Consider the following 24,122-nt stretch of genomic DNA (forward strand, 5'->3'; position numbering starts at 1 on the left):
GGCACACCAGTAACCGAGTGTGTACAAAACCCGGGGTAGCTCAGGGTAGGCCTCACGCTTTTGAGCGTGAAAGCTTGGCGTTGAGCGTGAAAGCTTGGCGTTGAGCGGGTAACCAGGGCGGAATTTCCGACGATTTCCCACCCAGGCTTCACTCCGAACGCCCAGGCTTCACACTCAACGCCCAGGCTTCACTCCCCACGCCCGGGCTTCGCACTCAACGCCAGACTTCACTCCGAACGCCCAGGCTTCACACTCAACACCCGGGCTTCACTCCCAAAACGCCGGGCTTCACTCCCAACGCCCAGGCTTCACACTCAACGCCCAGGCTTCACTCCCAACGCCTGGCTTCACTCCCAACGCCCAGGCTTCACTCCCAACGCCGGGCTTCACACTCAGCGCCGACCTTCACTCCCAACACCCAGGCTTCACTCCCAACGCCCAGGCTTCACACCCTCAGCTCCCGCGGGCAGACTCCGCCGCGTCCTTCTCAGTCGACGCGCCCTGGTGAGCCAACTGTCCGCCGGCGCTTTCCAGGTGCGCCCGGACGAACCACTGGAACTTCTCCAACGGACCGGCCTGTCCGATCAGCAGGTCCTGGGTCACCTGATCGAGTTCGTCCGTCTCCTCGATGGCTTTGCGGATGTCTTCGATCACACCGCTGTAAACCAGGTCCAGTGCCGCCAGGTGCGCCTGCACGGTGTCGCGGCCGACGGAGTAGTCGTCCCAGTCCCGGTCCTCGATGATGGCGCTCGGAGTGCCCTTCGGCGAGGAGCCCAGCGCGGCGATGCGCTCGGCCACGTCGTCGGCGAAACCCCGGACCGCATCGACCTGCGGGTCGATCATCTCGTGTACGCCAATGAAGTTGGGGCCCACCACATTCCAGTGGATGTGCTTGAGCGTCAAGTGCAGGTCGTTGTATGTGCTCAACTGCCGCTGCAGGATCTCGGTCAGTCGCGCTGCCTCTTTGTCGCCCAAGCCCGGAATGGTGAACTGCGTCATCGGTTTCTCCCTGAAAAACTCGCCTACGTCTTTTCCCGGACCGAATACCCGATGGCCACGGCCTTAACCATCGCCACTACAGCGTATGGATTTGCTGCACCGGCAGTCGCGGCCCCCGGCGCGGCTCGTAGGCCAGCCCGCTGACCTCCAAAAGGCGCACCACCCGGTGCCGATGCGGACGCATCGGTTCGAGCAGTTCGACCATGCCGGCGTCGTCGATCGGATAGCCCAGCAGCGTCCAGCCGATCATCTTGCAGACGTGGTAGTCGCCGACCGACAAGGCGTCGGCGTCACCGAACGCCCGTTGCGCGGTCTCGGCGGCGGTCCACACCCCGACGCCCGGTAGCGACATCAGCGCTTCGCGGGCCTGGGCCGCCGGTTGCGACGTCAGGCGCTCCAGCGACGAGGCCACCCGCGCACACCGCACCACGGTCTGGGCCCGCCCGGGGTCGACGTTGGCGCGGTGGAACTCCCAGGACGGGATGTACCGCCACGCGTCCGCCGAGGGCCGCACCCGCATTCCCTCCGGCGCCGGACCGGGCGCCGGGGTGCCGTACTTGGTGACCAGCACCCGCCAGGACCGGAACGCGTCGGCTCCGGGGACGCGTTGCTCGATGACCGCCGGGATCAGGGCTTCCAGCACCTGTCCGGTGCGTCCCAGACGCAGGTGCGGAACCATGCGGTGAGCGCGGGCCACCGTCGGATGGTGCGGCACGAAGTCGGAGGTGTCGTCGTCGGCGCCCAGCATCGCCGGGAACAACTCGGCGAACTCCGCGGCACCGTCGCCCCACGCCTCACACCGGGCGGTGTCGCGGCTCACGCGGCTGATGCGCGCCGTCACCGGTCCGCTCGGCAGCAGGCTGGTGCGCCAGATCGTTCCGTCACCCGGGGCGCGGAAGCACGGGTCGCCGTGGCCGCGCCGGTGCGGCGCCAAGGCGGGCCCGAAGCCGCCGGCTCCGGGGAACGTCACGGTTCGCGCGATCTGCATCGTGACCAGTCTGCGCTTGATTGACCGCAAACAGTCAGTCGAGACAGGATGACGGTGTGACGACGCCCTTCGACGACCCGCAGGCCGAGCTGGCCTGGATGTTCCTGCAGAGCATGTGCGAGGGCGGGGATACCGACGAGGGCTTCACGCTGCTCAGCGACGACTTCACCTACTGGAGCATCGTCACCCGGGTGGAATACGACAAGCAGGAGTTGCGGGACGCCTTCGAGCGGCGCCGCAAGGTCTTCGAGTGCAACATCGACCTGCTCCGCTGCGTCAACGAGGGCGAGACGGTGGTCGTGGAGGGCCAGGTGGACGGCACCACAGCGGACGGCCTCCAATACGAAAGCCCGTTCGTCTGCATCTTCGACACCCGCGACGGGTTGATCGTGTCGGTGCGCGAGTACACCGACACGCAGTCGCTGGCGAAGGTGTTCCCCTAACTGACCTCGATCTCGGCCTTGTTCGGGTAGAAGGCGACGTGCCCGGCGATCGCCGCGACCGCCGGATACGGGTTCTCGTAGGTCCAGATCGCGTCCGCGACGGTCTCGCCGGACGTCGTCGTCACGCTGTAGTAGCTGGCTTCGCCCTTGAACGGGCAGTAGCTGGCGGTGTCGGAGCGGGTAAGCCGGTCCTGAACCACGTCAGCCAGCGGAATGTATTGCACCAGAGGCAAAGTGGCCTCCTGCAGTCCCAGGGCCGCGGTCGTGTCGGCGACGAGCTCGCCGCGGACGCGGACCTGAACCCGGCCGGCGGTCGGTTCGATCGTGATCGGGTGCCCGGCGCTGGGTTCCTTGATTTCCGGGTGGCTCATGTTGCACCTCTTTCGTCGCTGACCGATTTCAACGCGACCCCGGAATCGGCCATTCCCGCCCGGTCCAGGTACGGCACCGGTGCCCGGACAATCAGTCCGGCTTGAACAGGTCGCGCGCCGCCTGTGGCTTGCGCATGTCCGCCCAGAACCGGGCCGCCTCCCGGATCGATTCCTCGACCGGGCGTGGCTGCCAGCCCAATTCCCGCACCGCCTTGCCGTGGTCCACGTGGGCTTCGGCCCGCATCATCCGCACCGACTCCAGGCTGAGTTCGGCGTCCTTGCCGGTGAGTTTGGCCCGCAGGCTGCCCAGGCCGCCGAGGGCGTAGAGCACCGGCACCGGGATCGAGCGTTGCGGCGGTGGCACACCGGCCTCGTCGGCGGCGATGCGGATCACCTCGGTCAACGGGATCATCTTCTCCGAGATCAGATACTTCTCACCGTTTCGGCCGTGCTCGGCGGCCAGGATCATCGCCCGCGCGGCGTCCTGCACACCGACGACCTCGAGTTGGATGTCCTTCATCAGGAACGGCAGCTTGCCGAACACCGCGCCGGCGATGAAGGCGCCGTGCGGGGTGCCGCCCCAGTCGCCGGTGCCGTACGTCGTGGAGACGCACATCGCGACCGCCGGCAGGTTGCGCTCGGCGACGTAGCGCATCACCAGGTCTTCGGCCTGCACCCGGGACTGCACGTACGGGCTCACCCGGCGATCCGGCGGGATCCGGTCGGATTCGGTCGCGACGTGCCCGTGCCGGCGATCCACCGTCGCGTACGTGCTGGTGAACACAAACCGGTGCAGCGCAACGTCTTTCGCGACGTCGAGCACGTTGCGCAGGCCCTCGACGTTGGTTCGGAACAACGGCGCCGGGTCGCGCAGCCAGGCGCGGGTGTCGACGACGCAGTAGTACACGTCGTCACAGCCGTCCATCGCCTCGCGCACGGTGGCGGTGTCGAACACGTCGCCGTGAAAGCGGGTGACCGACAGGTCGTCGATGGAACGGGTGTTGGCGCCCGCGCGCACCATGGCCCGCACCTCGTGACCGTCCCCGACCAGTAGCCGGGTGACGTGCGAACCGAGAAACCCGTTGGCGCCGATGACCAGTTTGGGTTTGGCACTCACTGCGCGCCGCCGTACTGCTGGAGGAACCGCGCGGCGTCCTCGTCCAGGTTGCCGAACTCCTGGGCTTTACGGCACCACTTGAGCGCGGCCTGCACGAAGCGCAGCGGGTTGTAGATGTCTTCCTGACGGCGCCACAGGCCGTCGCCGGCGTAGGTGATGATCGAGATGTTGGTCGCGGTGATCACGCTGCCGTCGCCGGGGTCGCGCATCGGGTTGTCCAGCTCCATGATGATCCGGCCGGTGGGTTCGTCGATCACCGACCACAACGACGGGAACTCGACCATGTGGCTGCCTGGAAAGGCGGTCATCGTCCGCTGGATCCAGGTGCGCACCTCGTCGCGACCGCGCATGGTGCCGGCCGCGTGCTCGACGTACTCGACGTCGGGTGTGTAGTGCTCGACCCAGGCGTCCCAGTCGTGCGTCTCGGCGGCACGGGCCACCGTCTGCTCGAATTTCTCGAAGGCCGCGGCCAATTCGCTGCGGGGGAATTCCGGGCTGCTCACGCGCCGTTACACCTCACGGGCGGAGTGTAGCCTGGGGCGTTGCGGCGGCGAGCCGGTCCCCGGGCCGGTTAGGAGGACAGAAATGACGAGCACGCAACGAGCGGTCCTTGCGGGCGGCTGTTTCTGGGGCATGCAGGATCTGATCCGCAGACAGCCCGGGGTGGTGTCCACCCGGGTCGGTTACAGCGGCGGCGAGGTGCCGAACGCGACCTACCGCAACCACGGCAGGCACGCCGAGGCCGTCGAGATCATCTTCGACCCGTCGGCCACCGACTTCCGCACCCTGCTGGAGTTCTTCTTCCAGATCCACGATCCGACCACCAAGGACCGGCAGGGCAACGACCGCGGACCCAGCTACCGGTCGGCCATCTACTACGTCGATGACGAGCAGAAGCGCATCGCGCTGGACACCATCGCCGACGTCGACGCGTCGGGCCTGTGGCCCGGCAAGGTGGTGACCGAGGTGAGCCCGGTCGGTGATTTCTGGGAGGCCGAACCCGAGCACCAGGACTATCTGCTGCGCTACCCGCACGGGTACACCTGTCACTTCGTGCGGCCCGGCTGGAAGCTGCCGCGGCGGGCTGACGCGCAGCGCTAGCGGCGCCGGCGCACGACCACGCGCCCGCCGTCCTTGGGCGTGAACGCGACCCCGCGGCAGTGGCGACGTTCATCGGGTGCCGTCGTGGATTCGATGACGAACTGGCGCAACACCGTTCGCAGCACCACGTCCATCTCCATGTTCGCGAATGCGGCGCCGACGCAGCGACGGGTGCCGCCGCCGAACGGGATCCAGGCGAACGTCGAGGGCTTGCCGCCGATGTAGCGCTGAGGGTCGAAGCGCTCCGGATCGGGAAAGACTTCCGGATTCTCGTGGATCTGCCCGATGTTGACGACGATCGATTCGCCGCGCTGAACCGCCCAGTCGCCGAGTTGGTAGACCTCGGGATAGACGTGCCGGCCGGACAGATCGATGACCGTCCGGGAGCGTTGGACTTCGAGGATGGTCGCTTGGCGTAGTTCGCCGCCACCGTTGTCGGCCTCTTCGACCAACTCCGCCAACACCTTTGGGTGACGGGTGATCCGTTCGAAGGCCCAGGCCAACGTGGAAGCGGTGGTTTCGTGGCCGGCGGCCAGCAGCGCCAGTAACTCGTCGCCAATGTCCTTGCGCGACATGACCGAACCATCCTCATAGGTGCTGCGCAACATCAGCGCGAGCACGTCGTTGCGGTCGGCGAAGTTCGGGTCCGCCCGTTCGCCGTCGATCAGCTTGTCGATCACCAGGTCGTACCGGCGGCGGTATTCGGCCAGCCGGCCCCACGGACTGAACCGGCCGAAAGCGCGCCGCGGCATGGGCACAGCTGCCAGCCGCGAGCCCAGGGTGACCCAGGGCGGAATGATCCGGCGCAACTCGTCGAGTTCGGCACCTTCGGCTCCGAACACCGCGCGCAGGATGGCATTGAGGGTGATGTGCATCATCGACGGCAGCGTCGCGAACGCCTGGCCTTCGGGCCAATCAGCGGTCTCGCGCAGGGTCTCTTCCTCGATGATCGTCTCGTAGTTCTTCATGCTCTTGCCGTGGAACGGCGGTGCCAACAGCCGGCGCCGTCTCCGGTGATTTTCGCCCTCGAGGCCGAACACCGATCCCGAGCCGAACATGCGACTCAGGTTGGGCTGGATATTGCCCAACACGTCGGGACTGGTGGTGAAAACCTGTTTGGCCAGTCGTGGATCCGAGACGACCAGCATGCGACCGTACATCGGGATGTGCAGGGTGAACGCAGTGCCGAGACGCCGGGTGAAGCTCTGCAGCATCCGTCGCCGTACCAACGCAAAACCCATACCCTGCAACAGCTTCGGCAGTCGGGCCGCCGGTGGCGCCTTGCCGGCCGGTAGGACTGGGGCGTCGGTCACTGCTTGGCTCATCGAGCGCGACTTCCTTCCTCGAACCCCGAGAACGGGGGTTGGTACTGCGATGTACCACCGGCCTTTCCTGGTACGGTACTCGGTGGTACCACGCATGACAAGCGGGATCGGGAGGAGTTCGTTACGTGACGGCGGTTGTCGACGACGCGGTGTCGGCCGAACCCGACCCGTTCCGGCTTCGGCTGCTCGACGGTCTCGACGCGTCGATCCGCGAGCGGGGATACCGCGCGACCACCGTCGCCGACATCGTCCGCCACGCGCGCACCTCCAAGCGCACTTTCTATGACCAATTCCCGAGCAAGGAACAGTGTTTCCTGGAACTGCTGCGGTTGGAGGTCCAGATCATGGCGGCCGACATCCGCGGCGCGGTGGACCCAGAGGCCGACTGGCACAACCAGATTCGCCAGGCCGTCGAAGGTTATGTCGGCAGCATCGAATCCCGGCCGGCCATTGCACTGAGTTGGATCCGGGAGCTGCCGTACCTGGGTGACATCGCTCGCCCCGTGCAGCGGCAAGGGCTGGAATTGTTGACCAACCTGCTGATCGACCTGAGCGGCAGCCCCGGTTTCCGGCGCGCCGGCTTGCCGCCACTGACGCCGCCGTTGGCGGTCATCCTGGTGGGCGGCCTGCGGGAACTCGTCGCGCTGGCCGTCGAGGACGGTAAGCCCGCGCGTGACATCGTCGAGCCGGCGGTGGATGCGTCCATCGCGTTACTCGGGCCGCGGCACTAGGGCTGAAGACGCAGGAACGCGCGAACTCGGTCCAGCACCAGGTCTGGGCGCTGATGGACGATCCAGTGCCCCACCCCGGGAACCAGCTCGACCTCGAAATCCGTGATGTGCTCGGCATATCCGTCGGCCAGATCCGGGGTGATCACCGGGTCTTCGGTACCGGTCAGCCAGCGCACCGGCACCTCGACTCGAGCCGAGTCGTATTCGCCGCGCATCCAGCTCAGCATTTCCCCGGCCTGGAACGAGCGGTACCACCGCGAGCCGGCCTCGGCGTGGCCGGGCTGCCGCATCCGCTCGATGTAGACAGCGATGTCTTCGTCGGCGAGGTTGAAGCCGCCGCCGACCCAGGAACCCAGTGCGCGGGCGAACCGGGCCTTGCGATCGCGCAGCAGTCGCGGACCGAGCACCGGCACCGCAATCGGGATCTGATACCAGAGCCGCCAGCTGTTGCGGATCGACCCCAGGTCACGTTTGACCCAGGGCGCCACGGTGTTCATCCCGAAGAATCCGGTCACCTTCTCGGGATGGCGCAGCATCATGATGAAGGCCGCCGGTCCACCCCAGTCGTGTGCGACGAGTTTCACCGTGTCGATGCCGAGATGGTCCAGGACGCCGGCCAGATCCTCGGCCATCTCGCTCTTGAGATACCGCGACGGCGGCGCCGAGCTCCAGCCCGCGCCGCGCAGGTCCGGGCACAACACCCGGTACCCGTCGGCGGCGAGCGGTCCGATCAGCTCGTGCCATTCCCACCAGTTCTCCGGGAACCCGTGCACCAGCATCACCACCGGACCGTCGGCCGGGCCGGCCTCCGCGACGTGGATGGTGAGCCCGTCGCCGAGGTCCACGTAGCGGTGTTCGACGCCGTCCAACTCGGGCATGGTGGTCATGCCCGAAAAACTACTGCAAGAACCGCTCTACGTAGGGGGCGAAGCGTTTCCGCAGATCGGCTTCGTCCAGCCCGAACATCTCGAACGAGGTCTCGACGCTGCCCAGCCGGCCGCGCTGGTGGCCGTCCAGATAGTCACCGACGGCGGTACGCACCTCGTCGGTGAAGGGTTCGCCGGCCAGCGCGTACACGCGTTCGGCGACGCCGAGTTCGTCGGCCATGAAGTCGTCGAAGCGAACGTCGACCGAACGGTCCGGGCCGATGGTGTCGCGGTCGCGGACCAACGCGGTCAGCATGTACTCCAACCGGTCGATCCAGTAGTCGGCGATCTGCCGGACCGGCACCGGGGAGCGGTGCATCCGCGCCGAGTAGGTGATCATCGCGATCATCGACAGCGCCACCGGCACGGGGTCGCGGTGGGTGAAGATCACGATGCTGTCGCCGAAGACGCGGTTCAGCACGGGAACCTGTTCGAGGTGCTGGGGGGATTTGAGCAGCCAGCGCCTACCGCCGCGCAGGAACTGCATCGCCTTGAGTTGCCGGGCCAGGTGGACATAGTGCGGCGTCTGGTCGTGGGTCTGGTAGTAGTCCCGCCAGCGGGGCACGTCGCCGAGCGTCTCGAACAGCATCGTGGAGAAGTCGTTGGCCAGCAGCTGGATTTCTTCGTGGACGTGGTCGGTGGTCATCTCGTGCATGAGCGCGAAATGCGGCATCACCAGGTTGATCACGTTGACCGCGACGTCCATGCGGGCGCGGCGCGGGTCCGGATCGATGCCGTGTTCAGCCGGTAGCGGGAACGGCTCGTTGCTCTCCCAGTACGGCATGGTGCGGAAGGTGGGCGGTGCGGCCAGCAGATTGTGCAGGTGGGTGGTGCCGGTGCGGGGCAACCCGGCGATCACCACCGGCGCACGCAGCTCGATATCGTCGATCTCCGGATGGCGGCGCTGCAGATCGGTCAACAGCAACCGGTTCTTGAGCAGCTGCAGCAGCTGGCCGAAGAAGTTGACCACCCCGGCCTCATGCAGGCCGTCGATCTCGCGCAGCGCAGCGAGGTAGACGTCGAGCCGTTCGCGGTAGTCGTCGGCGCCGAAATCGGTCAGGCCGGTGTCCTCGCTGGCCCGGGCGTGCAATGCGTCGGATTGCAGCGGGCACTGCGGGGCCATCGCGGCCATCATGTCCAGGATCGGCTGGGCCTCGGCGCTGAACCGGGGCTGGCCCAGGTCGTCGAGCTGGACGGGCTGGCGAGCGGATCGGTCACGGCGAGTTATGTTACTCTGAGTTTCGTAATGGTAGTAGATCTGGGCCGGCCTCGGGATCCGCGTATCGACGCGGCAGTACTGCGCGCCACGGTCGAGCTGCTCGCCGAAACCGGGTACCCGGGCCTGTTGGTCTCTGCGATCGCCGAACGGGCCGGCACCAGCAAGCCCGCGATCTACCGTCGCTGGCCCAGCAAGGCTCACCTGGTGCACGAGGCGGTGTTCCCGATCAACGCCGCGACCGAGATCCCCGACAGCGGGTCGCTGCCCGACGATCTCCGGGAGATGGTCCGGCGTACCACCGCCGTGCTGACCACGCCCGCGGCCAAAGCGGCGCTGCCCGGCCTGGTCGCCGAGATGGCCGCCGACCCGAGCCTGCATTCGGCGTTGCTGGAACGGTTCGCCGGGATCTTCGCCGGCGGGCTGGCCGAACGCCTCCGCGGCGCCGCGGCCAGCGGCCAGGTCCGGCCCGACGTGAGCGCCTCCGAGCTGGCCGAGGCCATCGCCGGTCTGACGTTGATCGCGCTACTCACCCGCATCAGCGAACTCGACGACGCCTGGGTCGAACGCACCACCACATTGCTGCTGAAAGGAATCGGCGCATGACACACGAATCGACCGGCGCCTGGCAGGAACTCCTGACGACCCTCGGGGAACTGGACCGCTCGTTCCTCGAAGGCGACAAAGCCGTCACCGACGACCGCCACGTCGCCGACGGCTACCGGATGCTGGCCACCACCCTGGGCGTCGGCTTCGACACCTACCTGTTCCCCGAGCCCGGTCGGCCCCAGTTCGTCGCGGTCAACACGCCGTCCCGGCGCGACCGGCGGTGGGGCGGTGACAACACCGACGCCTACTACTTCGTCTGCCCGGTCGATCCGCAGCGGCGCTACCGCATCAGCGGCAACAAGGGCGACAGCGTGTACTTCTCGTTGACCGCTTACAACGAACCTTCGCCCGGCGTCTGGTCCGACCGGGTGGTCGCGATCGTCCGCGACACCGACCTCGACGTCGATGCCGACGGCAACTTCACGTTCGAGTTTCCGCCGACACCTGATGCCGCGGTGCTCATGACGCGCGACTACCAGGCCGACCCGGTCACCGGGCGGCCCGTCAGTTGGCACATCGAGGCGCTCGACGAGCCGGACCCGATCCGGCACGGCGACGCCGAGACCGCGGCCCGGTTGCGCGCGATCGCCACCTGGATGCGCACCATGTTCGCCATCGTTCCGCTGGCCGTGGGCGTACGCACTCAGGACGGGCACGCACTCGGGCACGAAGTCGCTTACAGCGCAAACCAATTCGCCGATCCCTACCAGGTGCCCGACGCCAACTTCGGCTGGTCGGCTCGCGACGCCTGCTATGCCTACGGCAGTTTCGTGCTCGAGGACGACGAGGCGCTGGTCATCACACACCGGCCGCCGCCGTGCAGGTTCTGGAATCTGGTGGTGTGGAACCAGTTCATGGCCACCTACGGCGCCGAAGACGGCCGGTGCTCGGTCAACTGCGCTAGCGCGGTTCCCAACGCTGACGGCTCGGTCACGGTCGTGTTGTCCAACGGCACGACGCCGCACCCGAATTCGCTGACGACGCTGGGCTATCCGCGCGGGAACCTGGCGTTTCGCTGGTTCCTGGCCGACGAGGTGCCGGCGCGGCCCGAAGTGCAACTGGTGAAGCTCTCGGAGGCACCTACGAAGGTGGCGTCATCACCGAGCGTGTAGCCACCGCGAAAAAATCGCACGATTTTGACAGCAGCTACACGTTCGATGACGGCGCCGCTATCGCTAAGTCTCCCGGACCAGCTCGATGGCACGCCCCAACGTCGCGAGCTTGGCGTCCAAGCTCTCACCGGCGGGATACAACCGCACGGTGTCCACCCCGGCGTCGCGCCAATCCGCAAGGCGCGCACGGACCATGTCCTCGGTCCCGATCAGCGTGGTGGCCAACACCATCTCATCGGTGACCAGTGCCGCCGCACCGGGCCGGTCGCCGCGCTGCCATGCCTCGCGCACTGCAGCGGCGACCTCTGCCCAGCCCTGCCGGCTGTAGGCCTGGTTGTAGTAGTTCGTGTTGGCCGATCCCATGCCGCCGAGACTGAACGCCAGTTCCGTCTTGCGCGCCCCGACCATGGTGCGCAGTTCGTCCTCGTCGCGGGCGAACGCGACCTCGGCACCCTGACAGATGTCGAGGTCGGCGCGGGTCCGGCCGGCAGCGGTCAGGCCCGCGTCGAGATGGGCGAAATAGGCCTCGTCGGCCCCTTCCGGAACGAAACTGGTGCCCAGCCAGCCGTCGGCGACCCGCCCGGTCAACCGCAGCATGGCCGGTGACAAGCTGGCCAGATAGATCGGAATCGGGTGTTCGGCGCGGGTCGACAGTCGCATCGGCTTCGCCTCGCCGCCCGGTCGCGGAATGCGGAACTCGTTGCCGGAGTAAGAGATTCTGCCACCCGCGAACACCTGCCGGACGATGTCGACGGTCTCGCGGACCCGGGCCAGCGGCGCCTCGAAGCCGACGCCGTGCAAGCCTTCGATCACCTGCGGTCCGGAGGCGCCGAGCCCGAGCAGGAAACGCCCGGCGGACAGGTTGGCCAGGGTGATGGCCGTCTGCGCCACCAGCACCGGGGAGCGGGTGCCGACCTGCAGCACGCCGGAGCCGAGCAGCATCCGCCGGGTGCGGGCGGCCAGATATCCCAGCGCGGACGGCGCATCCGTTCCCCACGCCTCGGCGACCCAGCACATGTCCAGGCCCAGCTTCTCGGCTTCGACCACGAAGTCGACGGTCTCGGCCGAGGCCACCGACAACTCGACGGTCGTCGCGGTCCGCATCAGCGCACCCCGTGTTCGGCCAACCTCTTGATCGCGCCCAGCGTCTTGTCGATCGCGGCCTCGAATTCACGCAGCCGCACGAACACGATCTTCTGCTCTTTGTCGGGCATCGCGTCGATGGCATTGGACAGTCCCGAACGGCCCGGGCCCAGCTGGGTCCAGAACGACAGCGCGGTGCCACCGTCGCGGGGAGTCAGGCGAAACCGCCAGGTCGCCGCGGGGTCGGCGGGTTCGCCTACCGCCCAAGCGAATTCGCGCGGTTGGTCGTAGGAGACGATCCGCGACGTGGTGCTCCACTCGCCGAATGCGTCGTGTTGGTTGTGCCCGACGAAGCGGGCGTCGAGCCGCGCAGCGGTGGCTCCGTCCAGCCACTCGACGGCCTGCAGCTCGTTGGACAGGGTCGGCATCAACTCGATGTCGGAGACCAGACTCCAGACCCGCTCCGGGTCGGCGTCGATCCAGGTCGTGGCTTCTACTGTCGGCTTGTCCGAATATCGCGCGCCGGTCCACTCCATCGATCCATTGTCCCCCAGATGAAACGCTTCGAGACTGCGCCCAGGGTGACCCGATGTCGTGAACGACACACCCTGGCCGCAGTCTCGGCGCCACCAGCTAGTGATGGGAGTTATGCGGCGATCAGCTCCTGCCCGACAGGCTCCTCGGCCTTGCTGCGCGACCGGAATTTCCACGAGTCGGGGAACGTCAGCCGCACGATCTTGCGCACGACGGTGCCGAACTGCCGCAGCAGCGGACCCTTGTTGTAGGGAATCCCGTAGCGCTCGCAGATCTCCTGCACCTCCGGCGCGATCTGGGGGTACCGACGGGCGGGCATGTCCGGGAACAGGTGGTGCTCGATCTGGTGCGAGAGGTTGCCGGACAGCACGTGGAAGATGTCGCCGCCGGTCAGGTTCGCCGAACCCAGCACCTGGCGGAAGTACCACTGGCCGCGGGTCTCGTCCTTGGTCTCCTCGACGGTGAATTCCTGAGTGCCGTCCGGGAAGTGGCCGCAGAAGATGATCATGTACGACCACACGTTGCGCATCAGGTTGGCCGTCAGGTTGCCGGTGAAGACGAACGGCGCGAACGGGCCGGCCAACAGCGGGAAGGCGACGTAGTCCTTCAGCGACTGCCGGCGGGTCTTCTTCCAGATTTCCTTCAAGGTGTCGCGCTTGTCCCGAACGCTGATCTCCCCGGAGCGGATCCGCTCGGTCTCCAGCTCGTGCAGAGCGACGCCGTACTGGAACAACACCATCAGCAGAAACGCATAGACCGGGTTGCCCAGGAAGTACGGCTCCCAGGGCTGGTCCTTGCTCATCCGGAGGATGCCGTAGCCGATGTCGCGGTCCATCCCGACGATGTTGGTGTGGGTGTGGTGCATGTAGTTGTGCGAGTGCCGCCACTGGTCGGCCGGGCAGGCGGTGTCCCATTCGAAGTCGCGGCCGGAGATCGTCGGGTCACGCATCCAGTCGTACTGGCCGTGCATGATGTTGTGGCCGATCTCCATGTTGTCCATGATTTTCGCGACGCCCAGCATGCCGGTGCCGAACAGCCAGAACGGTGGCAGGAACAGCAGGGCGCGCCCGCCGACCTCCAGGCCGCGCTGGATCTTGATCATCCGGCGGATGTAGTCGGCGTCCTCTTCGCCGAGGTCGGCCATCACGCGTTCGCGGATGGCGTCGAGCTCGCGGCCGAAGGAGTCGGCCTGCTCTTTGGTGAGGGAGATCTTGTTCTGTGACATGACTTTTCCTCCTTGAGTTCGTTGGTGGGCTAGAGGTCTATCTCGACGTCACCGACGGGGACGGTGACGCAAATCTGTACTTTTTCGTCGGGCTGGGTGGAGATTGCGCCGGTGACCAGGTTGCGCACGGTGCCGGAGGTCTTGCGGCGCGTGCAGGTGTGACAGATGCCCATCCGGCACCCGTTCTGCGGTTGCAGGCCGGCCCCTTCGGCCTGTTCCAGGATCGAACGACCGTCGTCGACGACGTCGACCTGGCTGTCCGCGAAGGCCAGCCGGCCGCCGGTCGGTTCGGCCGGTGCGTCGATCACCGGGGGCACGAAGCTTTCGGTGAACACGTTTTCACAGACCGCCTTGACGGCATCCACCAAAGCGGTTGGCCCGCAGACGAACACCGCGTCGGGTTCGGGCATCGCCGCCGCCAGGTGTGCTGCTCCGAAACGGCCGTCCAGGTCGCCGGAACCGGACCGGGTGTAGCCGTGCAGCACTCGTACGCCGGGCAGCTGGGCCAGCTCGGCGCGGTAGCAGGCTTCGGCGGCGGAGCGCGCGTAGTGCACGAATGCGATGTCGTGACCCGACTTCCGCAGATGTCCTTCGGCGACCAGGGTGCGCAACATCGCCAGCACGGGCGTGATTCCGCTGCCGCCGGAGACGAACAGGATTCGGCGCGGCCGTTGCGCCGGCAACACGAAGTCGCCGCCGACACCGTCCAGCCCGACCACCATGCCGCGGCGGGCCTGCTCATACAGGTACGTCGAGACCAACCCGCCGTCGTGCCGGCCGATGGTCAGCTCCAGGTGTGTGCTGCCCTCGACGTTGGCCGGAGAGTAGCAGCGCGAGTGCATGCGCCCGTCGATCTCGACGGTGACGTTGACGAACTGCCCGGCCTTGACGGGGTAGCGGTCGGTGAATGCGTCGTTGGGAACCAGCACCAGGGTGACGCTGCGCGGCGTCGTCCGCCGCACCTCGACCACCTTGGCGCGGGCCTCTGCCGACGTCCAGGTGGGCGTCACGAGCTCGGTGTACCGGTCGACGCCGTGGGGACCGGTGAGCAGGTCGACCAGGTCGGAACCCAGGACCCGCTTACCGAAATTCCGGGCGAACGTCCGAGTGAAAGTTTGAGTGAACATGTGTACACCGTGACATCAATACCCGCTGGTGGTCAAGGGTTTTCCACGGTCCTGTGTTACGGTTCACATAGTGAACAGTCGTACTCCTAGCTCACATTCGCGGCGCAGCGTCCAGGATCGGCCCCGGGACAGAAGCCGCGACGGTGGCCGTGACACGCCCTCCCGCGAGGAACGCAAGGAGGCGACCCGGCGCGCCATCATCGCCGCGGCCCTGAAGGCGCTCAACGACCGCAGTTTCAGCGGTCTGAGCCTGCGCGAGGTCACCCGGGAAGCCGGCATCGTGCCTGCGGCGTTCTACCGCCACTTCGAGTCGATGGAGGCGCTCGGGCTGGTTCTGATCGACGAATCGTTCCGCAGTCTGCGCGATACGCTGCGCGGCGCGCGCGCCGGGAAACTCGACCCGAACCGGGTCATCGAGTCGTCGGTCGAGATCCTGATCGGCAGTGTCGCCGAGAAGCGCGAGCACTGGCGCTTCATCTCCCGGGAACGCTCCACCGGAGTTTCGGTGCTGCGCTATGCGATTCGCACCGAGATCCGGTTGATCACCTCAGAGCTGGCTACCGACCTGGCCCGGTTTCCCCGGCTCAACGAATGGAGCACCGAGGATCTCAACGTGCTGGCCAGCCTGTTCGTCAACGCGATGATCGTCACCGCCGAGGCGATCGAGGACGCCCAGAGCAACGAGGCGCTACAGGAGATTCACCGGATCGCCGTCAAGCAGCTGCGCATGATCGCCATCGGGGTGGCGGGCTGGAAATCCAGCCCCTGAGTCACTCCTCGACGACGGTGTACAGCGAATCGCCGTCCTCGGGAGTGCCGTCCACCTGACCGCGGTGCACGCCACCGGGTAACGCGTCCTCGATGCTCGGTCCCGGCGCGGGACGGAGCACATCGGGCTCTTCGGCGGCCAGCTTCTGGTCGAGTGACTCCCCTTCGCGCTCTTCACGCGGTGTCATGCCGTACTTGTCGGCCTCGCTCCACTGCTCAGGCGGGTCGACGACGGTGTCGCCGTCGTCGTTGCGGAGTTCGTCGGAATCGGTTGACTCTTGTGGTCTCAGGGTGTCGCCGGGGCCGCCTTCCATAGCCGACTGGTTGCCCATGTCCGCGTCAGCTAAACCCGCATGCCGCACACCCATCGAGAACCGCGGATCGCCGTTGACGTGAACCTCGTGGCCGAACTGAGGTCAGATCGCTTGGCGAGCAACGGATGTCATCGCGGTTCTCGCCACATGGGCCACAGCGTCGGTCCCCCGCCCGGGACTTTGATCTCACCTGTGACGGTGAACCCGAAACGTTCGTAGTACGGGATGTTTTCGGGCTTGGACGATTCCAGGTAGGCCGGACAGTATTCGGCGTCGCAGCGCTCCAGCCGCGACCGCATCAACACCTGGCCGAACCCTTTGCCGCGCACCGCCGGGTCGCTTCCGATGACGGCCAGATACCAGTGCGGCTCTTCGGGATGGGCCCGCTTCATCAATTCCAGCAGTTGACGGGCCGGCCCCGAACGAAAGCCGAACACCCGCAAGAACATCGGGATCTGCGCCAGCTCCGCGCGGCGCGATTCGCGCCACCGGTCCGGCGGGTCCCACAGTGCCGCCGCACCGATACCCGGGCCGTCGACCGCCACCTCCACACCGCCGTGAGCCAGGTGGTGATGGCGCGTCGTCGTGGCGAACACGCGATGCAGTTGCCTGCGCCGCACGTCGTCGTCGGGTAGCAGGTACATCGCGACCGGATCGTCGAAGAACGCGCGGCCCAGAGTGCGTCCCAAAGCGCGGACATCGCTCCTTTGCGCGGGGCGCACGTGCGGGGTCACCGCAGTCACGTTAGGCGAACAGGTATCGCGGCAGCTAGTGCACGCCTGGGTCCGTCCCGGGCAGGACCATTCGGAGTCCGGTGGGCGTAGAGTCTAACCGGCCCTCGCGCGCGAGGACTTTGACCGAGGGGATGGCCGTGGCAGAAGGTTTTGCGCAACTCCACCAGCGCATTGCGGGGCTGGCGCGCGAACTGCACAGCCGGCCCGGCGTCTACAGCCAAGATGTCATCGACCAGCTGGTGGTCGAGGCCGCCCAGACGATTCCCGGCGCACAGTATGGCGGTCTGACCGTCACCAACCCACGAGCCGGAATCACCACCCCGGCCAGCACCCATCGATACCCGATCGTGCTCGACGAGATTCAACAGCGCTACGGGGAGGGTCCGTGCCTAATGGCCGCCTGGGAGCACCACACGGTGCTGGTCGATGATCTGTCGACCGAGACCCGGTGGCCGAAGTACAGATGCGCCGCGCTCCGGCAGACACCGATCCGCTCGATTCTGTCGTTCGAACTGTTCACCAGTGACCAGACTTTGGGGGCGCTGAACATCTACGCCGATGCGCCCGGGGCTTTCGACCACGCAGCCGTGGAGGTGGGGATCGTCTTCGCGACGCATGCCGCGCTGGTGTGGGACAGCGTCCGTCGGGAAGGCAGTTTCCAGAGTGCGCTGGCGAGTCGGGACATCATCGGCCAGGCGAAGGGCATCCTGATGCAGCAGTTCGACATCGATGCCGTGCGGGCGTTCGAGCTGCTCAAGCGGCTGTCGCAGGAGTCCAACACGCCGTTGGTCGACATCGCCCGGCGCGTGGTCGATCTCAGGAAGGCTATTCCGGACAGCTGATCGGGCGGTGCCGTGCCGACCTTACGATGGTGTCGCTCCTTCGACGATGCCGGTGCGACGCTGCGCCGGGGAACGGTGATCTACGGTGTGGGACTTCGAAACCGATCCTGAATACCAGGCGAAGCTGGACTGGGTCGAGCAATTCATGGTCGACGAACTCGAGCCGCTCGATTTGGTTTCGCTCGATCCGTACGACAAGAACAACGCCGAGATGATGGCGATCCTGCGGCCGTTGCAGCAGCAGGTGAAGGATCAGGGCCTGTGGGCCGCGCACCTGCGCCCGGAACTCGGCGGGCAGGGATTCGGTCAGGTCAAGCTCGCGCTGCTCAACGAGATACTCGGGCGTTCGCGGTGGGCGCCGTCGGTGTTCGGTTGTCAGGCACCGGATTCGGGCAACGCCGAGATCCTGGCGCTGTTCGGCACCGAGGAGCAGAAGGCCCGCTACCTGCAGCCGCTGCTGGACGGTGAGATCACGTCGTGTTATTCGATGACCGAACCGCAGGGCGGTTCGGATCCCGGCATGTTCGTCACCGCCGCAACCCGGGACGGCGACGACTGGGTGATCAACGGGGAGAAGTGGTTTTCCAGCAACGCCAGACACGCGTCGTTCTTCATCGTGATGGCCGTCACCAACCCCGAAGGCCGCACCTACGAGAAGATGTCGCTGTTCATCGTGCCGGCCGAGACGCCGGGCATCGAGATCATCCGCAATGTCGGTGTGGGAGCCGAATCGTCCAAGCGCGCCAGCCACGGTTACGTCCGGTACAACGACGTCCGAGTGCCCGCCGACCACGTGCTCGGTGGTGAGGGCCAGGCCTTCATGATCGCCCAGACCCGCCTGGGCGGCGGTCGCATCCATCACGCCATGCGCACAATTGCGTTGTCGCGCAAGGCATTCGACATGATGTGCGAGCGGGCGGTGTCACGCCGGACCCGGCGCGGGACGCTCGCTGACTTTCAGATGACGCAGGAGAAGATCGCCGACAGCTGGATTCAGATCGAGCAGTTCCGGCTGTTGGTGCTGCGCACCGCGTGGCTGATCGACAAGCACCACGACTACCAGAAGGTGCGCCGCGACATCGCGGCGGTGAAAGTCGCGATGCCGCAGGTGCTGCACGATGTCGCCCAGCGCGCCCTGCATCTGCATGGCGCACTGGGGGTTTCCGACGAGATGCCGTTCGTCAAGATGCTGGTTGCGGCCGAGTCACTCGGTATCGCCGACGGGGCCACCGAGTTGCACAAGATGACCGTGGCACGCCGCACGTTGAAGGAATATCAGCCGGTGACAACGCCTTTCCCGTCTCAGCACATACCCACCCGCAAGGCCGAAGCCGAGGCGCGACTGGCCGCCCGCCTGGAACACTCTATCGCCGAGTTCTGACCGCGCCGGCTTCCCCGCGAGCAGACGCAAAAACCCCCCATTTCGTGCCGAAATGGGGGTTTTTGCGTCTGCTCGCGCTAGGAAATGTAGCGGGCCACGCTCTCGGCCACGCAGGCCGGCTTGGCGGCTCCCTCGACTTCGACGGTGGTCGACAGCGTCGCCTGAACGGTGCCCTCACCCAGGTCGTCGACGCTGACCAACTTCGACGTCGCGCGCACCCGCGAACCGACCGGCACCGGCGACGGGAAGCGAACCTTGTTGAGTCCGTAGTTGATTGCCAACTTGACGCCGTTGACCGTGTAGATCTGGTGCTGCAGTCGCGGCAGCAGCGCCAGGGTCATGAAACCGTGCGCGATCGTCGTGCCGAACGGTCCCTTGGCCGCCCGTTCCGGGTCGACGTGGATCCACTGGTGATCGCCGGTCGCGTCGGCGAACAGGTTGACGTCGTCCTGGGTGATCGTCACCCAGTCGCTGTGCCCGAGGGTCTCCCCCGCCGCGGCGGTGAGCTCGGCGACTGACTCGAAGCTGCGCATGGTCTCTCCTCTGTGTCTATCGGGGGTATGCATAGAACTTATGCGGCTACTGCTGATCGCCGACACGCACGTCCCGAAACGGGCCCGCGACCTACCCGCGCAGGTATGGGACGAGGTCGCGACCGCCGACGTCGTCATCCACGCCGGCGACTGGGTGACCGTCGACCTGCTCGACGAACTCGAAGCCAGGTCGGCACGGCTGCTGGCGTGCTGGGGCAACAACGACGGCCCGGAGTTGCGGTCCCGGCTGCCGGAGCGGGCTGCTGCGACGTTGGCCGGCCTGCGCTTCGTCGTCGTGCACGAGACGGGCGCCACCGCCGGGCGCGAAGCCCGGATGTCGCGGCTCTACCCGGACACCGACGTGCTGGTGTTCGGCCACAGCCACATCCCGTGGGACACCACCACCGCTACCGGGCTGCGCCTGCTGAATCCGGGCTCGCCCACCGATCGCCGCAGGCAGCCGCACTGCACATACCTGACCGCCACGGCGCACGACGGGGCCCTGCACGACGTCGCGCTACACCGACTCAATAAATAGCTCGACTACAGAGGTATTATTGCGACGGTGAGCACCCCCGCCGATCTTGCCGCCGACCTCCCCCGCATTCTGGGCAGGTTCCGCCGGCAGCTGCGCCGCTCGGTCGGCACCGGGTACGCCCCCGGGCAGCTCTCCGAGTCGCAGGCCGAGCTGCTGCGCCTGGTGACCCACCGTCCCGGGGTGTCGGTCAGCGCCGCCGCCACCGAACTCGGGTTGGTCCCGAATACCGCGTCCACCCTGGTCACCAAGCTGTCATGCGCGGGTTTGCTGGAGCGCACGCCGGACCCCACCGACCGCCGGATCAGCCGGTTGCGCCTCACCGAGCCGGCTCAGCAGGTGATGGACACGACGGCACAGGTGCGGCGTGCGGTGCTGACCGACCTGCTCGGCGAGCTTGACGAACAGCAGATGGGGGTATTGGCGAAAGGGTTGGAGGTCCTGGAACACATGACCAAGAGACTGCAGGAGCGAAGCGCATGACCCCGGCAATCGACTGCCGCCACCTGACGTACCGCTACGGCCAGCACACCGCGGTCGACGACGTGACCTTTCAGGTGCGGCCGGGCGAGACGATGGGCCTGCTGGGTCCCAACGGCGCCGGAAAGACGACAGTGGTGCGGGTGCTGACCACGCTGGCGCCGGTCCAGGACGGCGAACTGCGCATCTTCGGGTTGGACGCCCGCCGCCAGACCATCGATATCCGCAGCAATATCGGCTATGTACCGCAACAACTTTCGATCGAGACGGCCCTGACCGGACGGCAGAATGTGGAGTGGTTCGCCCGGCTGTACGGGGTGCCCCGCCGCGACCGTCGCGATCGCGTCGAGCAGGCGCTGAACGCCATGGACCTGCTCGACGTCGCCGACAAGCTCGCCTCCAGCTACTCCGGCGGCATGGTTCGGCGGCTCGAGGTGGCCCAGGCGCTGGTCAACCGGCCGTCGCTGCTGGTGCTCGACGAGCCGACGGTGGGGCTGGATCCCATTGCCCGTGACGGCGTGTGGACACAGGTGCAGGCCATGCAGCAGCAGTTCGGCATGACCGTGCTGCTCACCACCCACTACATGGAGGAGGCCGACGCGCTGTGCGACCGGGTCGCGCTGATGCACCGCGGCGCGTTGCAGGCAGTGGGGACACCCGAGGAGCTCAAAGCCACCGTCTCGCCGCACGCCACGCTCGAAGACGTCTTCCGGCACTATGCCGCTTCCAGTCTGGACGCCCCGTCGAGCCGCGAAATCCGTTCTAGCAGAGGAGCAAACCGGCATGTCGGTTGACCGGGCCTGTCAGCCCATCGAGGTGAACCCGGTCCGCGCGCCGCGCGGAGTGGAGCGGGCCAAAGCGACGCTGAGCCGCGTCGGCGCATTCGCGATCGTCGAACTGCAGAAGCTCCGGCACGATCGCACCGAACTCGTCACCCGGATGGTGCAGCCCGCACTGTGGCTGCTGATCTTCGGCACCACCTTCAGCCATCTGCGCGTCATCGACACCGGAAATGTGTCCTATCTGGCGTTCCTGGCGCCGGGGATCATCGCCCAGTCGGCACTGTTCATCTCGATTTTCTATGGGATACAGATCATCTGGGACCGCGACGCGGGCGTACTGGCCAAACTGATGGTGACTCCGGCACCGGCTTCGGCGCTGATCGCCGGCAAGTCCTTTGCCGCCGGGGTCCGTTCGGTGGCGCAGATCGTCGGGGTGCTGGTGCTGGCGTACGCGATGAACATCGGGTTGACGGCCAACCCGCTGCGGATCCTGGCGGCGATGGCCGCCGTCATGCTCGGTGCCGCCTTCTTCGCTTGTCTGTCAATGACATTGGCGGGTTTGGTCCGGAATCGTGACCGGCTGATGGGCCTCGGCCAGGCCATCACGATGCCGTTGTTCTTCGCGTCCAACGCCCTGTACCCGGTCGAGGTCATGCCGTCGTGGCTACGTGTGCTGAGCAAGGTCAATCCGCTGAGTTACGAGGTCGACGTGTTGCGGGCGCTGCTGATCGGCAGCCCCTTCCACCTGGTGGACGTTGCCGTGCTGCTGATCGCTCCGATCGTCGGAATCATCGCGGCCTCAAAGGTTTTACGACGACTCGTCGCCTAGCCGGGTGACCCGATCGTTACCCGAATGCGACCCGATCGCTGCGGAGTCCCGCCCGAGGCCTAATCGTTAGCCAACCGCGACATCCTGCTGCGGCCGCGACAGCCCGGCCGACCCGACCGGCTGTGTTTGACTCGCCCCGAACAGATTCGACCGCGACGAGTGGCAGACGAAGGATGGGTCAAGCGATGAAGCTCGTGCAAAAGCTGTGTGGCGCAGCAAAAACCATGCCCCGCAGGCTGGCAGTTGCCACGTTGAGCGCTGCCCTGCTGACCGGTCTCGTCGGTGTCGTCGGCGGCTCGGCCACCGCGAGCGCGTTCTCCCGGCCCGGTCTCCCGGTAGAGACCCTGCAGATCCCATCGGCGGCGATGGGCCGCAACATCAAGGTGCAGTTCCAGGGTGGCGGCGCGCACGCGGTGTACCTGCTCGACGGGCTGCGCGCCCAGGACGATTACAGCGGTTGGGACATCAACACCCCGGTGTTCGAGGAGTTCTACCAGTCCGGGCTTTCCGTGGTGATGCCCGTCGGCGGCACGTCCAGCTTCTACAGCGACTGGTACCAGCCGTCCCAGGGCAACGGCCAGGGCTACACCTACAAGTGGGAGACCTTCCTGACCCGGGAAATGCCGACCTGGCTGCAGGCCAACAAGGGCCTTTCACCGTTCGGCAACTCCGCCGTCGGTTTGTCGATGTCGGGCAGTTCGGCGTTGATCATGGCCGCCTACTACCCCCAGCAATTCCCCTACGCGGCGTCGCTGTCGGGCTTCCTCAACCCGTCCGACGGCTGGTGGCCGACGCTGATCGGCCTCGCGATGAACGACTCCGGCGGCTACAACGCCAACAGCATGTGGGGCCCGTCCACCGACCCGGCGTGGAAGCGCAACGACCCGATGGTCCAGATCCCCCGGCTGATCGCCAACAACACCCGGATCTGGGTCTACTGCGGCAACGGCACGCCCAGCGACCTCGGCGGCGACAACATGCCCGCGAAGTTCCTCGAAGGCCTGACGCTGCGCACCAACCAGCAGTTCCAGCAGACCTACGCCGCCTCGGGCGGACGCAACGGAGTGTTCCAGTTTCCCAACAACGGCACGCACTCGTGGAACTACTGGAACCAGCAGCTGATGGCCATGAAACCCGACATGCTGCAAGTCCTGAATGCGGTCAACCAGCCCCCACCGGCACCGGCACCGGCGCCCGCGGCGCCCGGCCAGGGGGCCTGAGTACCGCCAGACCACATCGGCAGCAGCGCAACGGCCAGCGCTGCTGCCGATGTTCTATTCCGGGTTCTGCGATCCCTTGTCCAGCAGGCCGCGCCGGTCGGCGTGCAGGTAGGTGTAGCAAGTCGTCACCGCGCACACGAACGCCGCCACACCCAGCATCTGGGTCCCGCTGGTCACCAGGCTGATCGCTCCGCCGATAGCCGCGCCCGACATGAAGGTCGCGAGCATCATGAAGTACCCGAACCAGTCCTCGATCTTGCCGCCGGCGACGTGGCGTTCGATCCCCTGACCCATCTTGACCAGCGTCCCGGTCACATAGCTCAGCGGGACCGACACTTCGCCGTCCTTGACGAAAGACGTGTTCAACGCGCCGACCCCGAACACCACGCACATGACCGGCACGAAGTCGAGCATGGTCTCCTCCCAGCCGCCCAACACGATGTCCAGGCCTGTCGCGAACACCAGCGCGAACGTCGTCAACACCGTCGGGCCGTGCGGGTGGGCCGCCCAGTACCGCCGCCGGCAGACCGACGACACCACCACGCCGGCCAAAAAGCACAGCAACAACGTGCCCGCGGTGATCGACAGCCAGACGTCGTCGCGGAACACCCCGAGCACCGCGCGCTGCGCGTTGCCCGTCATGAACGTCACGAAATAACCCTCGGAGTGGCTGAACGCGGTGGCGCCCAGCACGCCGGCCAGCGCGGCCAGTAGCCAGGACAACCTGGCCTCGCTGTCATACATCTCCTTCTGCACACGAGCATGCTTCCAGAGCTGCGCCCGACGGGCATAACGGC

Annotated in this window: 29 protein-coding genes; 13 read left to right on the top strand and 16 right to left on the bottom strand. The window is 66.6% G+C overall.

Annotation, left to right across the window (positions count from 1 at the left end; all coding sequences use genetic code 11):
• Positions 1-453: 453 nt before the first annotated feature.
• Complete coding sequence (locus tag AC5Y46_RS12385) at positions 454-999, bottom strand: Dps family protein (protein WP_499943907.1); 546 nt, start codon at positions 997-999, stop codon at positions 454-456.
• A gap of 76 nt (positions 1,000-1,075) precedes the next feature.
• Complete coding sequence (locus AC5Y46_RS12390) at positions 1,076-1,987, bottom strand: DNA-3-methyladenine glycosylase family protein (protein WP_499991321.1); 912 nt, start codon at positions 1,985-1,987, stop codon at positions 1,076-1,078.
• Positions 1,988-2,085: 98 nt separating this feature from the next.
• Here AC5Y46_RS12390 and AC5Y46_RS12395 point away from each other — a divergent pair, with 98 nt between their 5' ends.
• Positions 2,086-2,430, top strand: a complete 345-nt coding sequence (locus tag AC5Y46_RS12395; protein ID WP_499943921.1) for a nuclear transport factor 2 family protein — start codon at positions 2,086-2,088, stop codon at positions 2,428-2,430.
• Here AC5Y46_RS12395 and AC5Y46_RS12400 read toward each other — a convergent pair.
• From AC5Y46_RS12400 to AC5Y46_RS12410, 3 genes are all read right to left on the bottom strand, one after another.
• Positions 2,427-2,801: a DUF427 domain-containing protein gene (locus tag AC5Y46_RS12400; RefSeq protein WP_499991323.1), complete on the bottom strand. Its 375-nt coding sequence runs from the start codon at positions 2,799-2,801 to the stop codon at positions 2,427-2,429. The genes AC5Y46_RS12395 and AC5Y46_RS12400 overlap by 4 nt on opposite strands.
• A gap of 91 nt (positions 2,802-2,892) precedes the next feature.
• Entirely contained in the window at positions 2,893-3,918 is a 1,026-nt protein-coding gene (locus AC5Y46_RS12405; protein ID WP_499991325.1) for an NAD-dependent epimerase/dehydratase family protein, read from the bottom strand.
• Positions 3,915-4,421 carry a nuclear transport factor 2 family protein gene (locus AC5Y46_RS12410; protein ID WP_499991327.1) on the bottom strand — a complete coding sequence of 169 codons (507 nt, stop codon included), beginning with the start codon at positions 4,419-4,421 and terminating at the stop codon, positions 3,915-3,917. Before AC5Y46_RS12410 ends, AC5Y46_RS12405 begins: the two co-directional genes overlap by 4 nt.
• 82 nt (positions 4,422-4,503) lie before the next feature.
• On the opposite strand from AC5Y46_RS12410, the gene msrA reads away from it, so the two are divergent.
• Positions 4,504-5,019 carry a peptide-methionine (S)-S-oxide reductase MsrA gene (msrA, locus tag AC5Y46_RS12415; RefSeq protein ID WP_499943902.1) on the top strand — a complete coding sequence of 172 codons (516 nt, stop codon included), beginning with the start codon at positions 4,504-4,506 and terminating at the stop codon, positions 5,017-5,019.
• On the opposite strand, the gene AC5Y46_RS12420 is transcribed toward msrA, so the two are convergent.
• Positions 5,016-6,344 carry a cytochrome P450 gene (locus tag AC5Y46_RS12420; RefSeq protein WP_499991328.1) on the bottom strand — a complete coding sequence of 443 codons (1,329 nt, stop codon included), beginning with the start codon at positions 6,342-6,344 and terminating at the stop codon, positions 5,016-5,018. The two genes, msrA and AC5Y46_RS12420, sit on opposite strands and share 4 nt — an antisense overlap.
• A gap of 125 nt (positions 6,345-6,469) precedes the next feature.
• On the opposite strand from AC5Y46_RS12420, the gene AC5Y46_RS12425 reads away from it, so the two are divergent.
• Positions 6,470-7,075, top strand: coding sequence for a TetR/AcrR family transcriptional regulator (locus AC5Y46_RS12425; protein ID WP_499943900.1), 606 nt, complete (start codon positions 6,470-6,472; stop codon positions 7,073-7,075).
• Here the strand turns inward: AC5Y46_RS12425 and AC5Y46_RS12430 are convergent.
• The gene (locus AC5Y46_RS12430; protein WP_499991333.1) at positions 7,072-7,962 is read right to left on the bottom strand and encodes an alpha/beta fold hydrolase; all 891 of its coding nucleotides are present in this window, start codon (positions 7,960-7,962) and stop codon (positions 7,072-7,074) included. The genes AC5Y46_RS12425 and AC5Y46_RS12430 overlap by 4 nt on opposite strands.
• Before the next feature lie 10 nt (positions 7,963-7,972).
• Positions 7,973-9,136, bottom strand: coding sequence for a sulfotransferase family protein (locus AC5Y46_RS12435; protein WP_499991334.1), 1,164 nt, complete (start codon positions 9,134-9,136; stop codon positions 7,973-7,975).
• Positions 9,137-9,247: 111 nt separating this feature from the next.
• On the opposite strand from AC5Y46_RS12435, the gene AC5Y46_RS12440 reads away from it, so the two are divergent.
• Together AC5Y46_RS12440 and AC5Y46_RS12445 are read left to right on the top strand one after the other, a co-directional pair.
• Positions 9,248-9,823 (top strand): TetR/AcrR family transcriptional regulator, encoded by a 576-nt coding sequence (locus AC5Y46_RS12440; RefSeq protein ID WP_499991336.1) that lies wholly within the window; start codon positions 9,248-9,250, stop codon positions 9,821-9,823.
• Positions 9,820-10,938: a DUF1214 domain-containing protein gene (locus AC5Y46_RS12445; RefSeq protein ID WP_499991337.1), complete on the top strand. Its 1,119-nt coding sequence runs from the start codon at positions 9,820-9,822 to the stop codon at positions 10,936-10,938. Before AC5Y46_RS12440 ends, AC5Y46_RS12445 begins: the two co-directional genes overlap by 4 nt.
• A gap of 63 nt (positions 10,939-11,001) precedes the next feature.
• Here AC5Y46_RS12445 and AC5Y46_RS12450 read toward each other — a convergent pair whose 3' ends face one another.
• The 4 genes from AC5Y46_RS12450 to AC5Y46_RS12465 all read right to left on the bottom strand — a co-directional run bounded on the left by AC5Y46_RS12450 (position 11,002) and on the right by AC5Y46_RS12465 (position 14,907).
• Positions 11,002-12,042 carry an LLM class flavin-dependent oxidoreductase gene (locus AC5Y46_RS12450; RefSeq protein ID WP_499991338.1) on the bottom strand — a complete coding sequence of 347 codons (1,041 nt, stop codon included), beginning with the start codon at positions 12,040-12,042 and terminating at the stop codon, positions 11,002-11,004.
• Positions 12,042-12,557 carry an SRPBCC family protein gene (locus tag AC5Y46_RS12455; RefSeq protein ID WP_499943895.1) on the bottom strand — a complete coding sequence of 172 codons (516 nt, stop codon included), beginning with the start codon at positions 12,555-12,557 and terminating at the stop codon, positions 12,042-12,044. Before AC5Y46_RS12455 ends, AC5Y46_RS12450 begins: the two co-directional genes overlap by 1 nt.
• Positions 12,558-12,667: 110 nt before the next feature.
• Complete coding sequence (locus AC5Y46_RS12460) at positions 12,668-13,780, bottom strand: fatty acid desaturase family protein (RefSeq protein WP_499991340.1); 1,113 nt, start codon at positions 13,778-13,780, stop codon at positions 12,668-12,670.
• 29 nt (positions 13,781-13,809) lie between these two features.
• The gene (locus AC5Y46_RS12465) at positions 13,810-14,907 is read right to left on the bottom strand and encodes a ferredoxin reductase (protein WP_499991342.1); all 1,098 of its coding nucleotides are present in this window, start codon (positions 14,905-14,907) and stop codon (positions 13,810-13,812) included.
• A 70-nt stretch (positions 14,908-14,977) separates the two neighbouring features.
• On the opposite strand from AC5Y46_RS12465, the gene AC5Y46_RS12470 reads away from it, so the two are divergent.
• Positions 14,978-15,676: a TetR family transcriptional regulator gene (locus AC5Y46_RS12470; RefSeq protein WP_499943892.1), complete on the top strand. Its 699-nt coding sequence runs from the start codon at positions 14,978-14,980 to the stop codon at positions 15,674-15,676.
• Between the two features lies 1 nt (position 15,677).
• On the opposite strand, the gene AC5Y46_RS12475 is transcribed toward AC5Y46_RS12470, so the two are convergent.
• The gene (locus AC5Y46_RS12475) at positions 15,678-16,007 is read right to left on the bottom strand and encodes a hypothetical protein (RefSeq protein WP_499943891.1); all 330 of its coding nucleotides are present in this window, start codon (positions 16,005-16,007) and stop codon (positions 15,678-15,680) included.
• Between the two features lie 110 nt (positions 16,008-16,117).
• Positions 16,118-16,723, bottom strand: a complete 606-nt coding sequence (locus tag AC5Y46_RS12480) for a GNAT family N-acetyltransferase (RefSeq protein WP_499943890.1) — start codon at positions 16,721-16,723, stop codon at positions 16,118-16,120.
• Positions 16,724-16,854: 131 nt separating this feature from the next.
• Here AC5Y46_RS12480 and AC5Y46_RS12485 point away from each other — a divergent pair, with 131 nt between their 5' ends.
• Complete coding sequence (locus tag AC5Y46_RS12485; protein ID WP_499943889.1) at positions 16,855-17,565, top strand: GAF and ANTAR domain-containing protein; 711 nt, start codon at positions 16,855-16,857, stop codon at positions 17,563-17,565.
• An 85-nt stretch (positions 17,566-17,650) separates the two neighbouring features.
• Positions 17,651-18,946 carry an acyl-CoA dehydrogenase family protein gene (locus tag AC5Y46_RS12490; protein WP_499991352.1) on the top strand — a complete coding sequence of 432 codons (1,296 nt, stop codon included), beginning with the start codon at positions 17,651-17,653 and terminating at the stop codon, positions 18,944-18,946.
• Between the two features lie 77 nt (positions 18,947-19,023).
• On the opposite strand, the gene AC5Y46_RS12495 is transcribed toward AC5Y46_RS12490, so the two are convergent.
• Positions 19,024-19,479, bottom strand: coding sequence for a MaoC family dehydratase (locus AC5Y46_RS12495; RefSeq protein WP_499991356.1), 456 nt, complete (start codon positions 19,477-19,479; stop codon positions 19,024-19,026).
• Positions 19,480-19,519: 40 nt separating this feature from the next.
• Between AC5Y46_RS12495 and AC5Y46_RS12500 the strand changes: the two genes are divergently transcribed.
• The 5 genes from AC5Y46_RS12500 (at position 19,520) to ag85C (ending at position 23,325) form a co-directional block, all read left to right on the top strand.
• Positions 19,520-20,017 carry a metallophosphoesterase family protein gene (locus AC5Y46_RS12500; protein ID WP_499991358.1) on the top strand — a complete coding sequence of 166 codons (498 nt, stop codon included), beginning with the start codon at positions 19,520-19,522 and terminating at the stop codon, positions 20,015-20,017.
• Between the two features lie 18 nt (positions 20,018-20,035).
• Positions 20,036-20,497 carry a MarR family winged helix-turn-helix transcriptional regulator gene (locus tag AC5Y46_RS12505; protein ID WP_499943919.1) on the top strand — a complete coding sequence of 154 codons (462 nt, stop codon included), beginning with the start codon at positions 20,036-20,038 and terminating at the stop codon, positions 20,495-20,497.
• The gene (locus tag AC5Y46_RS12510; protein WP_499991360.1) at positions 20,494-21,288 is read left to right on the top strand and encodes an ATP-binding cassette domain-containing protein; all 795 of its coding nucleotides are present in this window, start codon (positions 20,494-20,496) and stop codon (positions 21,286-21,288) included. Before AC5Y46_RS12505 ends, AC5Y46_RS12510 begins: the two co-directional genes overlap by 4 nt.
• On the top strand, positions 21,278-22,105 hold the full coding sequence (locus AC5Y46_RS12515) for an ABC transporter permease (protein ID WP_499943884.1): 828 nt from the start codon (positions 21,278-21,280) through the stop codon (positions 22,103-22,105). Before AC5Y46_RS12510 ends, AC5Y46_RS12515 begins: the two co-directional genes overlap by 11 nt.
• Before the next feature lie 185 nt (positions 22,106-22,290).
• Complete coding sequence (gene ag85C / locus AC5Y46_RS12520; protein ID WP_499943882.1) at positions 22,291-23,325, top strand: diacylglycerol acyltransferase/mycolyltransferase Ag85C; 1,035 nt, start codon at positions 22,291-22,293, stop codon at positions 23,323-23,325.
• Between the two features lie 54 nt (positions 23,326-23,379).
• On the opposite strand, the gene AC5Y46_RS12525 is transcribed toward ag85C, so the two are convergent.
• Positions 23,380-24,081 carry a YoaK family protein gene (locus AC5Y46_RS12525; RefSeq protein WP_499991362.1) on the bottom strand — a complete coding sequence of 234 codons (702 nt, stop codon included), beginning with the start codon at positions 24,079-24,081 and terminating at the stop codon, positions 23,380-23,382.
• Between the last annotated feature and the right edge of the window lie 41 nt (positions 24,082-24,122).

It is taken from the genome of Mycobacterium sp. NGS59, assembly GCF_059812345.1.